The organism is Vulcaniibacterium gelatinicum (assembly GCF_008033445.1).
GTDB lineage: Bacteria > Pseudomonadota > Gammaproteobacteria > Xanthomonadales > Xanthomonadaceae > Vulcaniibacterium_B > Vulcaniibacterium_B gelatinicum.
Genome location: NZ_VNKO01000022.1, coordinates 16,483 through 30,812 on the forward strand (window position 1 = coordinate 16,483; position 14,330 = coordinate 30,812).

Consider the following 14,330-nt stretch of genomic DNA (forward strand, 5'->3'; position numbering starts at 1 on the left):
CGGCCTCCGCGCAGGGGGATCTGCGCATCATTGCCGGCGCGGGGCCCGCGCGCTACTCCCGGCTGCCGCGCGAGAGCCGCGCGATCAACCAGCCGGCGGCGAAGGCCACGCCGAACGCGGCCAGCGGCCGCTCGCGGATCAGCTCGGCGGCGCTGTCGAGCAGGTCGCGGCCCTTGTGCGCGAGGCGGTCGAACTGTTCGCGGCCGACCGCGCCCAGATCCTCGGCGGCGGACAGGCCGGCGACCGCGCCGTCGGCGAGTTCGGACTTCACCTGCGCCTTGCCCAGGCGCAGTTCGTCGCCGGCGGCGGTGGCGGCCTCGCGCAGGGCGCTGCCGGCCGCGCTGGCGGCCTGGCGCAGGTGGCTGCCGGCCTCGCCGAGGTGGCTCTTCAGGGCCTCCGCCGGGGGCGTCGGCGCGCCCATGCCTTCCGCGGCGGGAACGCCGGTGCCGGACGGGGTACCACGGGGCGTATCGGGGTTCATCGCGTGCTCCTTACCTTCGCTGGGGGGCCATGATCCGCAGCCTGCGCTGCGGCCGGTTACTGCATCGTGAGGTCGCCGCGCACGTTGCCGCGCAGCACGCGCAGCACCAGCAGCTCCGGCGGGCGGGCGAAGCCGGCGCGGAAGCCGGCCAGGTCGGCGAACGGGCCGCTGCTCGCGGCCAGTACCACGTCGTTGGCGCGCAGCCCGTTGCGTGCGGCGCGGCTGCTGCGTTCCACCTCCGCCACCAGCACGCCGCGCAACCCGGCCTGGCGCAGGCGTTCGGGCAGCTCGGCGAAGGTGGCGCCGGCCAGGCGCGGATCGAGCGCTTCGCCCGGGTAGCTGCGCGGCTGCTCGCGCAAGGTGGCCTGCAGGGTCAGTGGCCGGCCGTCGCGGCGCAGCTCCAGCGCCACCCGGGTGCCGACCGGCTGCAGGCCCTCGAAGTTGTGCAGCGCGCCGGCGTCGTCGATGCGCTGGCCGTTCGCGGCCAGGATCACGTCGCCCGGCTGCAGCCCGGCCGCGGCCGCGGCCGAGCCCGGGTACACGCGCGTGACCACCGCCCCGCGCGGCACCTCCAGTCCGAGCGCCTGCGCCAGCCGCGCGTCCACCGACTGCGTCTCCACGCCGAGCGCGCCGCGCCGCACCTCGCCGGTGCTGACCAGCTGCCGCATCACGTTGCCGGCCAGGTTCGAGGGGATGGCGAAGCCCAGGCCGATCGCGCCGGCGCGGCTGCCCTGCGGGTTGAAGGTGGCGGTGTTGATCCCGACCAGCTCGCCGCGCAGGTTGACCAGCGCGCCGCCGGAGTTGCCCGGGTTGATCGAGGCGTCGGTCTGGATGAAGTTCTGGTAGCCCAGGCCCGGAATCCCGCTGCGGCCGACCGCCGAGACGATGCCCGAGGTCACCGTCTGCGAGAACCCGAACGGGTTGCCGACCGCGACCACGAAGTCGCCGACCTTGAGCTGGTCGGAGTTGGCCAGCGGCAGCGCGGTCAGGTCCTGCGCCGGGATCCGCATCACCGCGATGTCGGTGTCGGGGTCGGAGCCGACGAACTCGGCGCGCAGTTCGCGACCGTCAGCCAGCGTCACCGAAACCTCGTCGGCGCCCTCGATCACGTGGTGGTTGGTCAGCACCAGCCCGCGCTGCGCGTCCACGATCACGCCCGAGCCGAGCGACTGGTTGATCCGTTCCTGGATCAGCTCCGGGAACATGCGGCGGAAGATGGGGTCGTTGCCGAACGGGCTCACCCGCACCCGCTGCCGGGTGTGCACGCTGACCACCGCCGGGATCACCCGCTGCAGCATCGGCGCCAGCGAGGGCAGCGGCTGGCCTTCGACTGCGCCTGGCAGTGCGGCCACCACCCGGGTCTCGACGCCGGCGGCCGGCGCGGCCACGGCCGGGGTCTCCACGCCGTCGCGCAGCCAGGTCGCGGCGAAGCCGCCGAACGCGGCGGCCAGGGTCAGGGCGAGCAGGGTGGTGGTGCGTGGACGCATCGGGGTCCTCAGTCTCGGGGACGCAGGTGGCGGCAATGTGAAATGGTGGCGCGGCCGGCGCAGTCCAAGCCCGCGCCCACGTGGACGGCCATCTTGCGCCGCGGCTGTCCTCGCCCGCGCGCTCCCGCCGTTGACACCCCCGCGGGTCGGGAGTAGCGTGACCTCCCGCCACTGCCACAAGATCTTGTGGTGGTGCCATGACGGGAACCCAGGACTAGGGGTTTTCTGCATGGATCAGGCGCCCGGCGGGGAGGCGCGCATGACCGGAGCAGGGCCAGCCGAACGGCCGAGCAAGACCCCCTGACGCGGCGCCGCGACGGCGCCCGCGCGCGGGCGCGTCGCCGTCGCCGGCCGGCCAGGGCTTCGATGGATCCACCCTCGGCGCGGCCCTTCGCGCCACCGAACAGGAGACAGGCACAAGATGAGCACGGTGCGGCTAGAGGCGGTGAAGATGGACACGGCCCCCGAGATCCCGATGCAGCCCGCGTCGCTCGACATCTGGGACAAGAAGTACCGGCTCAAGACCAAGCAGGGCGTGCCGCTGGATGCCGACATCGACGGCACCTACCAGCGCGTGGCCCGCGCCCTGGCCGAGGCCGAGCCCACCCCGGAGAAGCGCAAGTACTGGTACGAGCGCTTCCTGTGGGCCCTGCGCCGCGGCGCCATCCCCGCCGGCCGCATCACCTCCAACGCCGGCGCCCAGGAGCACAAGCCTGCCACCAGCACCATCAACTGCACCGTCTCCGGCACCATCGAGGACTCGATGGACGGCATCCTGCAGAAGGTGCACGAGGCCGGCCTGACCCTGAAGGCCGGCTGCGGCATCGGCTACGAGTTCTCGACCCTGCGCCCCAGGGGCGCCTTCGTCGCCGGCGCCGGCGCCTACACCTCCGGCCCGATGTCCTTCATGGACATCTACGACAAGATGTGCTTCACCGTCTCCTCCGCCGGCGGCCGCCGCGGCGCGCAGATGGGCACCTTCGACGTCTCCCATCCGGACGTGCGCGACTTCATCCGCGCCAAGCGCGAGGACGGCCGCCTGCGCCAGTTCAACCTCTCGCTGCTGATCACCGACGACTTCATGCGCGCGGTCGAGGCCGACGCCGACTGGCCGCTGGTGTTCCCGCTCAGCGAGCAGGAGGCCGCCGAGTACGACCTCTCCGACCCCGCCCAGGTGGTCTGGCGCGAGTGGCCGAGCAAGCGCAACTACATCGTCCGCGACGACGGCATGGTCGCCTGCAAGGTCTACGGCCACGTCAGGGCCCGCCACCTGTGGGACATGATCATGGTCTCGACGTACGACTACGCCGAGCCCGGCTTCATCCTGATCGACCGCGTCAACGAGATGAACAACAACTGGTGGTGCGAGAACATCCGCGCCACCAACCCCTGCGTGACGGCCGAAACTTGGGTCCAGACCGGCGAGGGCCCGCGTCAAGTCGCCGATTTGCTCGGCACGCCGTTCCTCGCGCGTGTGGACGGGCGCGACCATGCCACTGGCGCCGCAGGCTTCTTCCGCACCGCGACAAAGCCGGTCGTGCGCCTGCAGACCGTCGAGGGCCATGCGCTGCGGCTCACTGCAGACCATCGCGTGCGGCGCGTCACGCAGTTGACTCGCTGGTCGGTGCGCACGGAATGGTGTGAGGCGGGGCGACTGCAGCCGGGCGACCGCGTTCTTCTCAACAACCATCGTGACGGCGCCGAGTGGCAAGGAGCTCACACCTTCGAGGAAGGCTTCCTGCTGGGCCTGCTGGTCGGCGACGGCACACTCAAGGCCGACGCGGGCGTGCTGTCGGTGTGGGCTCCGGCAGTGGCGGCGAACGTCGGCACGCCGGCGCCGGTCGCCCTGATGGACGAGGCGCTGCGGTGCGCCAAGCGCTTGCCGCACCGCAGCGACTTCGTCGGCTGGACCGAGGTGGCCGGACGCAACGAGTTCCGCCTCAAGTCCGCCGCGCTGCGCGACCTCGCGTTCGCGTTCGGCATGAAGCCAGGCAACAAGACGATCACTCCCGCGCTCGAGAAGACTTCGAGCGATTTCCATCGCGGATTCCTGCGCGGCCTGTTCGATGCCGACGGCAGCGTGCAGGGCCGCCAGGACAAGGGTGTCAGCGTGCGCCTGTCGCAGTCCGACCTGCCGCGCCTCGAGGCCGTGCAGCGCATGTTGCTGCGCCTGGGTATCGCCTCGGCGATCTATCGCAACCGTCGTCAGCCAGGTGAAGCCGTGCTTCCCGACGGGCACGGCGCTCGGCGCGCTTATCCCACGGCCGCCCAGCATGAGCTGGTGATCGCTGGCGACAACGTGGCCGTTTTTGCCGAGCGCGTGGGTTTCGCCGATGCAGCCAAGGCCGCACGCCTGAAGGCTGTGCTCACGAACTATCGCCGCAACCTCAACCGTGAGCGCTTCGTCGCCACTGTGCACGCGGTGGTAAACGACGGCATCGAGGACGTGTTCGACGTCCAGGTGCCGGGGATCAATACCTTCGACGCCAACGGCCTGCATGCCCACAACTGCGGCGAGCAGCCGCTGCCGCCCTACGGCGCCTGCCTGCTCGGCTCGGTCAACCTGACCAAGTTCGTGCGCAGGCCGTTCACCGCGGAGGCGTCCTTCGACTGGGAGGAGTACAAGGAGGTCGTGCGCGTGTTCACGCGCATGCTCGACAACGTGGTCGAGGTCAACGGCCTGCCGCTGGAACAGCAGCGCGCCGAGATCCTGCGCAAGCGTCGCCACGGCATGGGCTTCCTCGGCCTGGGCAGCACCATGACCATGCTGCGCATGAAGTACGGCTCGAAGGAGTCGTGCGAGTTCACCGAGCGCGTGGCCCGCGAGATGGCGCTGGCCGGCTGGGAGGTGGCCCTGTCGCTGTCGGAGGAAAAGGGCCCGGCGCCGATCATGGAGGAGGAGTTCGAGGTCACCGCCGAGATGCTGCGCAAGCGCCCGGAGATGAAGCGCGACGGCTGGAAGGTCGGGCAGAGGATCAAGGGCAAGGTGCTGCACGCGAAGTACTCGCGCTACATGCAGCGCATCGCCGGCGTCGCCCCGGAGCTGGTCGCGAAGCTGGCCGAGCAGGGCGCCCGCTTCACCCACCACAGCTCGATCGCGCCCACCGGCACGATCTCGCTCTCGCTCGCCAACAACGCCTCCAACGGCATCGAGCCCTCGTTCGCGCACCACTACAGCCGCAACGTGATCCGCGAGGGCAAGAAGACCAAGGAGAAGGTGGACGTGTACAGCTACGAGCTGCTTGCCTACCGCCACCTGGTCAACCCGAAGGCGATGCCGTTCTCCGACGACCCGGAAGCCAGGCTGCCCGACTACTTCATCAGCGCCGACGACATCACCCCGAAGGAGCACGTGGACGTGCAGGCCGCGGCGCAGAAGTGGGTGGATTCCTCGATCTCCAAGACCGCGAACGTCCCCACCGACTACCCGTACGAGGACTTCAAGGACATCTACCGCTACGCCTACCAGCAGGGGCTGAAGGGCTGCACCACCTTCCGCTTCAACCCGGCCGCGTTCCAGGGCGTGCTGGTCAAGGAGAAGGACCTGGAGAACACGCTCTACCGCTTCGAGCTCGAGGACGGCAGCGTGATCGAGGTGAAGGGCAACGAGGAGATCGAATACGACGGCGAGGTGCACACCGCCGCCAACCTGTTCGACGCGCTGAAAGAGGGCTATTACGGCAAGTTCTGAGGCGCCGGCGCCGCGATTTCGGCGTATAACGCATGCGTGGTTCCCTGATGACGCCCCGGGAGGGCATATGACCAACGGCAATGGGGTGACGGCGACCCTGACCAACGCCGCGGAAACGGTGGTCGAGAAGGCGCAGGAAGTCGGCAGCGCGGTGGCCGAGAAGGCCGGCGCCGCGGTCGAGGGCGCCAAGGAAGTGGCGCGCAAGGCCCGCAAGACCGCCGCCAGGGCCGTGCGCACGGCCAAGAAGACCCTCGCCGCCGCCAGCGCCGCGGCGAAGAAGGAGGCCGCCGCGCTGCAGCGCAAGGGCGCGGCCGGGAAGACGGCGAAGAAGGTCGCGAAAAAGGCGGCAAAGAAGGCCGCGAAGAAGACCGCCAGGAAGGCCGTGAAGAAGGCGGCGCCGGCGAAGAAGACGGCCAAGAAGGCGGTGAAGAAGGCCGCCCGCAAGGCCGTGCGCAAGGCGGCGAAGAAAACCGCCCGCAAGGCGCCGGCGAAGAAGGCCGCCCGCAAGGCCGCCCCGCGCAAGGCCGCGAAGAAGGCCGCGCGCAGGCGCTGATCCGTTCCCGCCGTCCTCCGGGCGCGCCGCGCCGGGGGACGGCCCCGATTCCAGATTTCGACCCCGATTACCGCACCCGTCCCGGATTCCCCCAATGGCCGTCAAGATCGAGAAGAAAATCAAGGGCTACGCCGTCGTCACCCCCGAGGAGCGCGCGAAGGAAACCGCGCCGGCCGAACCGGCGGCTCCGGCTGCGCCGGTGGCGGGGGCCGCGCGGCCCACGGCCGACGTGATCCAGATGCACGAGCGCATCGAGCGCCCGGACGTGCTGGTGGGCAGCACCTACAAGATCAAGTCGCCGCTGGTCGAGCACGCGATGTACGTGACCATCAACGACATCGTGCTCAACCCCGGCACCGAGCACGAGCTGCGCCGGCCGTTCGAGATCTTCATCAACTCCAAGTCCATGGAGCACTTCCAGTGGATCGTCGCGCTCACCCGGATCATGTCCGCGGTGTTCCGCAAGGGCGGCGACGTCACCTTCCTGGTCGAGGAGATGAAGGCGGTGTTCGACCCGCGCGGCGGCTACTTCAAGGCCGGCGGCGTGTACATGCCCTCGCTGGTGGCCGAGCTCGGCGCGATCGTCGAGCAGCACCTGAAGTCCATCGGCCTGATCCACGACCCCGACATGAGCCCCGCACAGCGCGCGCTGATCGCCGAGAAGCGCCGCGCCTACGAGGACCGCTCAAAAAAAAACCCCGAAATGAGCGCCCCCGCGGCGGGGCAGGGCGAGTCCGCCGAGGACATCGCCGTCACCGGCGAGGGCGCCTCGTTCCCGCCCTCGGCCACCATGTGCCACAAGTGCAGCACCAAGGCCGTGGTGATCATGGACGGCTGCGCGACGTGCCTGAACTGCGGCTACAGCAAGTGCGGGTGAGGGCGCGCGGACAGAGCGGACGCCCCGTGCAAGCGACCGCATGAGGAGCCTGTTGCTTCGGGGCGCCCTGCCGGCGGTGCTGGCGATGATCTGCGCCGGCGCCGGCAACGCGCCGGCGGCCACGGCCGATCCGCCACCGCAACCACGCAGCTATCTCGCGCTGCCCGGAGGCGGCACCCTTGATCGCTATCCCTACGTGTGGGAGCGCCGCGTGGGGGCGAAGCACCTGGTCGTGCTTGGCACGCGCCACCTGCACGCCTGGCGCCGGGTCACGGGGCGGCCGTTCTCGGCCGCGGCGTGGCGGCCGGAACTGATCAGCCCGTTGCGCCGCGGCGGGCGCCTGAACGCGCTGGCGCGCAGCTCGATGGAGATCCGGGACCGGCACCTGCTCGCGGCGATCGAACGCGCCTTGCGCGAGCACGACCGGGTCGCGGTGGTGTTCGGCAGCTGGCACGTGCTGGCGCTGGAGCCGGTGCTGGAGCGCGTGTTCCCGCACTGAGCGCGGCGGCGGTGCCGACGCATTGCCCGCCGACGGCCCGCGGCTTACGCTGCCGCCAGGGCCGGGTGTGGGCTCGGGGGCAGGGGAGGCGAGAGATGCGGGCATGGCGCATGGCATCGGCCCTGGCGGCGGTGCTCGGCGGCATCGCGGTTGCCGGTGCGGCCGAGCGCGGACGCGGCATCACCGGCGCCGAGATGGTGGAGATCCTGCAGGACGAGGGCTACCGGGCCCGGCTGGTGGCCGACCGCGACGGCGATCCGCAGATCGAGACGCGGATGTCCGGGGTCAACGTGTTCGTGCATTTCTACGACTGCGAACGCGGCCGCTGCGGCTCGCTGCAGTTCAGCGTCGGGCTCGACCTGGAGCAGGGCAGTACGCTGGAGGTGGTGAACGCCTTCAACCGCGAGTTCCGCTACACCCGCGCCTACCTCGACGACGAGCGCGATCCGTTCCTCGAATACGACTTCGAGGTGCTGCACACCGACCACGCCGCGCACGTCGCCAGCCAGATCGAGCTGTGGGAGCAGTTGCTCGGCGAATTCCTCGATGCCACCGGCTTCCGCGACGAGGCCGAGGATGAGGACGAGGCGCCGGAGGGCGGTGGCCGCAGCGTGTCCGATCCCGGCAGCGTGGCGTTGACCGACTGACCGGCCACAGTCGTGGCGCGCCGATAACCGGTTTCGCTTCCGGCGTGGTTAAGGCCGCGTCGAGATTCAGCTTGCGCCACGGGCACGATTCAGATGCGAGGCGGCATGTTCCCGCTGCGGCCCAGGCCGCGCGCTCACATTCCCCCGATGGAGAGAACCGCATGAAGCATCCGCATCGCATCGTTCCCCTGTCCGCGGCGCTCGCCGCCGTGTTCGCGGTCCCGTTCGCCATGGCGCAGTCGCTCGGTGTCGGCGTCGGCACCCAGGCCGAGGTGAAGACGACTACGCCGGCCGCCACGGTGCAGGCGCAGACCCGCACCGACGCCGCCGCGCAGGCGGCCACGCCGGCGGTGCCTGCGACGCCGGCCACACCGGCCCAGGTCGGCGCCCAGGGCCAGGCCACCGCCGCCACGCCGGCGACCCCGGCCACACCCGCCACGCCGGAGAAGAAGAGCTGGAGCCAGCTCGACCTCGACGGCAACGGCACGCTCAGCGCCAGCGAGGCAGCCGCGGTGCAGAGCCTGGGCAAGGTGTTCGCCGAGGCCGACGCCAACGCCGACGGCCAGCTCACCGCCGAGGAATACAAGGCCCACCTCGCCGCACGCGGCCAGGCCAGGGGCAAGGCCGGCGCGAAGGAGCAGTGATCGTCCGTACGCAACCACAACCAGGACGATCGAGGCACGGGGGCGGCGCAGGCCGCCCCCGTTTCGCGTCCGCTACACTGCGTCCATGACCCATGCCATCCGCCTGGTCGGCTTCGACGGCGACGACACCCTCTGGCGCAGCCAGGATTATTTCGACGCGGCCCAGGCCGAGTTCGAGCGCCTGCTCGGCGCCTGGGTGGACCTGAACGACGCGCGCGTGCAGGAGCGCCTGTACGAGACCGAGAAGCGCAACATCGCCGTGTTCGGTTACGGCGTGAAGGGCATGGTCCTGTCCATGATCGAGACCGCGGTGGCGCTCACCGGCGCGCGCATCGGCGCGGCCGAGCTGCACCGCATCGTCGAGATGGGCAAGGAGCTGCTGCAGCATCCGGTCGAGCTGCTGCCCGGCATCCCCGAGGCGGTGGCCGAGATCGCGCGCGAGCACGAGGTGGTGCTGATCACCAAGGGCGACCTGTTCCACCAGGAGGCCAAGGTCCGGCACAGCGGCCTGGCCGACCTGTTCCACCGCATCGAGGTCGTCAGCGAGAAGGATCCGCCCACCTACGCGCGCGTGCTGGCCGAGTTCGGCCTGCCGCCGCAGCAATTCGCGATGATCGGCAATTCGCTGCGCTCGGACATCGCCCCGGTGCTCGCGCTCGGCGGCGCCGGCGTGCACATGCCCTACCACACCACCTGGGCGCACGAGACCGAGGCCGAGGTCGCGCCCGACAGCCCGCGCCTGCGCACCGTCAGCGGCGCGCACGAGCTGCCCGAGGCGGTGCGCGCGCTGTCGGCGGCCGTGCCGGCCTGAGGTTGCCCCGGCACGTGCGCGGAAAGGTCCTGAAACCGGCCTGAAGCCGCGTCCGCACAGGCCCGTGGCGATGCTGGAATTCGCGCCGCAGCGTCCCCATCTGGACGCGGCGGGCGTTCCGGCGCCGGCGCGCCCGTCGCGGCGCCTCCGTCGCGCGGCTTCCCGCCCGGCGCCTGTGGAGGGGTTGCAATGGAAGCCAGGAACCGCTGGAACCTCGGCTACTGGATCGTGGCACTGGCGGCGCTGCTGGCGCTGCAGGGCCTGTGGCAGACCACGCTGCGCATGGACTCGGTGCCCTACAGCGAGTTCGAACGGGCGCTGGCGCAGGGGCGGATCGCCGAAGTGGTGGTGTCCGACCGCACCGTCACCGGCAAGCTCAAGTTCCCCGATGCGCGTGGCCGCACCATGCTGGTCGCCACCCGGGTCGAGCCCGAGCTCGCCGAGCGCCTGTCGCGCTTCGGCGTGCCCTACGCGCGCGTGTACGAGCCGACCCTGCTGCGCGACCTGTTGTCGTGGGTGCTGCCGGCGCTGGTGTTCGTCGCGGTCTGGTTCTTCCTGTTCCGCCGCTTCGCCGAACGCCAGGGCATGGGTGGATTCCTGAGCATCGGCCGCAGCCGGGCCAAGGTGTATGTCGAGCAGCGCACCGGAGTGGGCTTCCAGGATGTGGCTGGTGTCGAGGAGGCGAAGGAGGAGCTGCGCGAGATCGTCGAATTCCTCAAGGATCCGCGCCAGTACGGGCGCCTGGGCGCGCGCATCCCCAAGGGCGTGCTGCTGGTCGGCCCGCCCGGCACAGGCAAGACCCTGCTGGCCAAGGCCGTGGCCGGCGAGGCCGGGGTGCCGTTCTTCTCCATCTCCGGTTCCGAGTTCGTGGAGATGTTCGTCGGCGTGGGCGCCGCGCGCGTGCGCGACCTGTTCGAGCAGGCGCGCAGGATGGCGCCGGCGATCATCTTCATCGACGAGCTCGACGCGCTCGGCCGCGCGCGCGGCGCCGGCCACTTCGGTGGCCATGACGAGCGCGAGCAGACCCTGAACCAGCTTCTGGTGGAGATGGACGGGTTCGACGCCTCGGTGGGGCTGGTGATCCTGGCCGCCACCAACCGCCCGGAGGTGCTCGATCCGGCGCTGCTGCGCGCCGGCCGCTTCGACCGCCAGGTGCTGGTGGACCGGCCGGACAAGGCCGGCCGGCTGGCGATCCTGCGCGTGCATGCGCGCAAGGTGAAGCTCGCGCCGGATGCCGACCTGGAGCAGGTCGCGGCGCTGACCGCGGGCTTCGCCGGCGCCGACCTCGCCAACCTGGTCAACGAGGCCGCGCTCGCCGCCACCCGCCGCGGCGCCGACGCGGTGGGGCTGGCGGACTTCACCCGCGCGATCGAGCGCATCGTCGCCGGGCTGGAGAAGAAGAACCGCGTGCTCAACCCGCGCGAGCGCGAGACCGTGGCCTACCACGAGATGGGCCACGCGCTGGTGGCGCTGGCGCTGCCGGGCACCGATCCGGTGCACAAGGTCTCGATCATCCCGCGCGGCATCGGCGCGCTCGGCTACACCATCCAGCGCCCGACCGAGGACCGCTACCTGATGACGCGCGAGGAACTGGAGAACAAGATCGCGGTGCTGCTCGGCGGGCGCGCGGCGGAGAAGCTGGTGTTCGGCCACCTGTCCACCGGCGCCGCCGACGACCTGGCCAAGGCCACCGACATCGCCCGCGACATGATCACCCGCTACGGCATGGACGAGGAGCTGGGTTACATCGCGTTCGAGCCGCAGCGTCCGCGCTTCCTCGACGTGCCGGAGATGGCGCGCGGCGGTTGCCGCGTGTCGGAGGCCACCCAGGCGCGCATCGACGAGGCGATCCGGCGCATCGTGCATCGCGCCTTCGACCGCGCCTGCGCCATCCTGCAGCGCAACCGGCAGGTGCTCGAACGCAGTGCCCGCACGCTGCTCGAGCGCGAGACCCTGGAAGAGGAGGCGCTGCGCGCACTGGTGCGCGACCTGCAGCCCGAGCCGACGCCGGCCTGTGCGCCGGTTGCGGCGGCGTCCTAAGCGCCGCCTGAACTCCGCGCCCGCCCGTCGGCCGGATTAAAAACCGGTTCACCGCGGCCGGCGCATCGTCCGCCCGTGACCCGCGCAGAGGCGGGCCGAGAAGGAGGACGACATGAACACCCTGACCCGCTGGCTCGCCCCTGTCGCGCTCGCCTGTGGTGTCGGCCTCGGCGCGATGGCCGCACCGGCCCCGGCCCGGGCCGACGACGACCTGGTGCGCGTGCTGGTGGACATCGCCGACGTGGTGATCCACGGCGGTCAACCCTATTACCGCCACGGCTCGTTCGGTCCACGCGATCGCCTGGTCGTGGAATACGACCGCTGGGGCCGCCCGGTGTATTACCGGCTGGTGCCGCGCGCCTACTCCGGCCCGCCCTACGGCAAGGCCTACGGCTACTGGCGCAATGGCCCGGGCAGCCGCGTGGTGCGCTGCGACGCGCGCGGCAACTGCACCGTGCGCTACTACGATCCGCGTTACGACCGCCGCCACTACTCGACACGCTACGACGACCATCGCCGCTGGGACGACCGCCGCTGGCGTGACCACGACCGGTGCTGGTGGGACGGCCGGCGCTGGCGCGGCGACTGCGACGACTGACCGCGGCCGCAGCGGCGCCGTTGTCGGCGGCGCTCGCACTGGCTAGCCTGCATTCCGGATTCCACGGAGGACCCCGACGATGCGCCGGATCACCCCCTTCCTTGCCGCCTGCGCGCTCATCGCCGCCTCGCTGCCGGCCCGGGCCGGCGGGCCGATCGATTGCCGGCTCACGTTCACCATGTCGGGCTGGTCGGCGTTCTACAAGACCGCCTCCGGCACCGGCACCGTGAGCTGCGACAACGGCCAGCGCATGGCGGTGCGGATCCGCGCCAAGGGCGGCGGCCTGAGCTTCGGCAAGTCCAGGATCGAGAACGGCACCGGCGAGTTCTCCGGCGTGCACCACATCCGCGAGGTGCTCGGCACCTACGCCACCGCCGAGGCCCACGCCGGCGCGGTGCGCTCGAGCAAGGCGCAGGTGATGACCAAGGGCGAGGTCTCGCTCGCGCTCGCCGGCACCGGCCGCGGCTGGGACGTCGGCGTGGCCTTCGGCAAGTTCGTGATCGAGCCGCGCTGAGCCACGCTCACGGCGTGCGGTGGCGGGTGTCCTGCGTCTCCGCGGGGCGGATGGTGGCGGTCAGGTCGGTGGCCAGGCGCTCGGCGGCCCAGCGCAGGCCGGCGGCGTAGGCCGCGAGCAGGATCGCGATCGCCGCGCCGGCGATCAGCCAGCGCCGCGTCCGGCGGCGGGAAGGGTGCGGGGCGTCGTGCAGGGTGTCCATGCCCGAACAAACGCACCGGCGAGGGTGGTGGCGGCCATGGCGCGTGCGCGGCGTGCGGGCGCTTGCGGCACAATCGCGGCATGCCTCCGCTCGCGCGCCAGATCGTGGTGCTCGCCGCCTTGCTGATGCTGGCTGCCTGCCGGCGCGAAGGCGCGCCGTCCGCCGACGCGGATCTGCCGCCGGTCGGCGCGCCCGACGCGCAGGTCGCGGTGTGGGAAGGACTGCTGGCCTGCGCCGATTGCGACGGCATCCGCATGCGCCTGCTGCTCGAGCGCGACGGCGACCCCGCGCGCTACCGCCTGATCGAGGTGTATCTCACCGGCCGCAGCGGCGAGCATTTCGAGGAGCGGGGGCGGTGGCGGCGCGACGGCCGCCTGCTGCGGCTGCGCTCCGAGCACGGCGGCGAGCGCGTGTTCGCACTCGAGCCGGACGGCGCGCTGTCCCTGCGCGACCGCACCGGCCGCCTGCCCGCCGACGGCGCTCCGCGGCTGCTGCCGGCGCCGGCTCCCGACTGAACGCCGCGTCGAAGCGTGACGCCGGTTTCAGAAGCCGTTCACCCCGATTTCCGACACTGCCATCCCGGCACCGACCCATCCCGTTTCCGAGGGGGCACACCGATGTCACGCACGACGCTCAAGACCTTCGTCCTCGCCCTCGCGCTGGCATGTGCGGGCGGCGCCGCGGCGCAGGATGTCACCGTGGGCTGGAACCCGCGCACCGGCGACGTCTGGGTGGACACCTGGCTCGGCGACATGAACCGCTACGGGTCGCGCTACCGCGATCCGTTCGTGGACGAGCTGGTGCGCTACCACGGCGCCCCGCGCGACCTGGTGGTGGAACTGCTGGTGGACCGCCGCTGGGCCCCGGGCGATGTCTATTTCGCCTGTGCGCTGGCCCGGATCGTCGGCCGCCCGTGCCGCTACGTGGTGGACATCTGGGAACGCGACCGCGGCCTTGGCTGGGGCGAGGTCGCCAAGCGGCTCGGGATCAAGCCGGGTTCACCCGAGTTCCACCGCCTCAAGCAGGGCTTCGTGCCCACCTATGACCGCTGGGGCCGTCCGATCGTGCTCGATGCCGAGCTCGAGCGCGCCTTCCCCGGCCGCGGCAAAGGCAGGGGCGGCCCGCCCAAGGCCCAGGGCGGGCCGGACCGGCCCGCGCACCACGGCCACGACGACCACCCCGGCGGCGGCAAGGGCAAGGGCGGCGAGCAAGCCAAGGGCAAGGGCAAGCACGGCGGCAAGGATTGAGCGTGCCGCGGCGCTGGCGCAGCCACCGCGGGAGTGCGC

The 14,330-nt window shown here is 71.5% G+C and carries 15 protein-coding genes; 12 read left to right on the top strand and 3 right to left on the bottom strand.

The window, feature by feature from the left end; genetic code table 11:
- Positions 1–52: 52 nt before the first annotated feature.
- Both FPV26_RS11600 and FPV26_RS11605 read right to left on the bottom strand, forming a co-directional pair.
- Entirely contained in the window at positions 53–421 is a 369-nt protein-coding gene (locus FPV26_RS11600) for a hypothetical protein (protein ID WP_147654072.1), read from the bottom strand.
- Between the two features lie 116 nt (positions 422–537).
- Complete coding sequence (locus FPV26_RS11605; protein ID WP_147654042.1) at positions 538–1,968, bottom strand: Do family serine endopeptidase; 1,431 nt, start codon at positions 1,966–1,968, stop codon at positions 538–540.
- A gap of 421 nt (positions 1,969–2,389) precedes the next feature.
- Between FPV26_RS11605 and FPV26_RS11610 the strand changes: the two genes are divergently transcribed.
- From FPV26_RS11610 to FPV26_RS11655, 10 genes are all read left to right on the top strand, one after another.
- Positions 2,390–5,659: an LAGLIDADG family homing endonuclease gene (locus FPV26_RS11610; RefSeq protein WP_147654043.1), complete on the top strand. Its 3,270-nt coding sequence runs from the start codon at positions 2,390–2,392 to the stop codon at positions 5,657–5,659.
- A gap of 67 nt (positions 5,660–5,726) precedes the next feature.
- Entirely contained in the window at positions 5,727–6,212 is a 486-nt protein-coding gene (locus tag FPV26_RS11615) for a hypothetical protein (RefSeq protein WP_147654044.1), read from the top strand.
- Positions 6,213–6,306: 94 nt separating this feature from the next.
- On the top strand, positions 6,307–7,089 hold the full coding sequence (locus FPV26_RS11620) for a TSCPD domain-containing protein (RefSeq protein WP_147654045.1): 783 nt from the start codon (positions 6,307–6,309) through the stop codon (positions 7,087–7,089).
- Between the two features lie 52 nt (positions 7,090–7,141).
- Positions 7,142–7,588: a hypothetical protein gene (locus FPV26_RS11625; RefSeq protein ID WP_181952649.1), complete on the top strand. Its 447-nt coding sequence runs from the start codon at positions 7,142–7,144 to the stop codon at positions 7,586–7,588.
- A 110-nt stretch (positions 7,589–7,698) separates the two neighbouring features.
- Positions 7,699–8,235, top strand: coding sequence for a YbjN domain-containing protein (locus FPV26_RS11630; protein WP_181952650.1), 537 nt, complete (start codon positions 7,699–7,701; stop codon positions 8,233–8,235).
- A gap of 161 nt (positions 8,236–8,396) precedes the next feature.
- Positions 8,397–8,879, top strand: a complete 483-nt coding sequence (locus tag FPV26_RS11635; protein WP_147654048.1) for an EF-hand domain-containing protein — start codon at positions 8,397–8,399, stop codon at positions 8,877–8,879.
- An 85-nt stretch (positions 8,880–8,964) separates the two neighbouring features.
- Positions 8,965–9,690 carry an HAD family hydrolase gene (locus tag FPV26_RS11640; RefSeq protein ID WP_147654049.1) on the top strand — a complete coding sequence of 242 codons (726 nt, stop codon included), beginning with the start codon at positions 8,965–8,967 and terminating at the stop codon, positions 9,688–9,690.
- Between the two features lie 189 nt (positions 9,691–9,879).
- Positions 9,880–11,730, top strand: a complete 1,851-nt coding sequence (gene ftsH, locus FPV26_RS11645) for an ATP-dependent zinc metalloprotease FtsH (RefSeq protein ID WP_147654050.1) — start codon at positions 9,880–9,882, stop codon at positions 11,728–11,730.
- A gap of 112 nt (positions 11,731–11,842) precedes the next feature.
- On the top strand, positions 11,843–12,328 hold the full coding sequence (locus FPV26_RS11650) for a hypothetical protein (protein WP_147654051.1): 486 nt from the start codon (positions 11,843–11,845) through the stop codon (positions 12,326–12,328).
- An 88-nt stretch (positions 12,329–12,416) separates the two neighbouring features.
- Positions 12,417–12,842 (top strand): hypothetical protein, encoded by a 426-nt coding sequence (locus FPV26_RS11655; RefSeq protein ID WP_425473101.1) that lies wholly within the window; start codon positions 12,417–12,419, stop codon positions 12,840–12,842.
- Positions 12,843–12,849: 7 nt separating this feature from the next.
- On the opposite strand, the gene FPV26_RS11660 is transcribed toward FPV26_RS11655, so the two are convergent.
- Positions 12,850–13,044 carry a hypothetical protein gene (locus FPV26_RS11660; protein WP_147654053.1) on the bottom strand — a complete coding sequence of 65 codons (195 nt, stop codon included), beginning with the start codon at positions 13,042–13,044 and terminating at the stop codon, positions 12,850–12,852.
- Between the two features lie 80 nt (positions 13,045–13,124).
- Between FPV26_RS11660 and FPV26_RS11665 the strand changes: the two genes are divergently transcribed.
- Together FPV26_RS11665 and FPV26_RS11670 are read left to right on the top strand one after the other, a co-directional pair.
- On the top strand, positions 13,125–13,559 hold the full coding sequence (locus FPV26_RS11665; RefSeq protein ID WP_147654054.1) for a copper resistance protein NlpE N-terminal domain-containing protein: 435 nt from the start codon (positions 13,125–13,127) through the stop codon (positions 13,557–13,559).
- A gap of 102 nt (positions 13,560–13,661) precedes the next feature.
- Positions 13,662–14,291: a hypothetical protein gene (locus FPV26_RS11670; protein ID WP_147654055.1), complete on the top strand. Its 630-nt coding sequence runs from the start codon at positions 13,662–13,664 to the stop codon at positions 14,289–14,291.
- Positions 14,292–14,330: the final 39 nt, after the last annotated feature.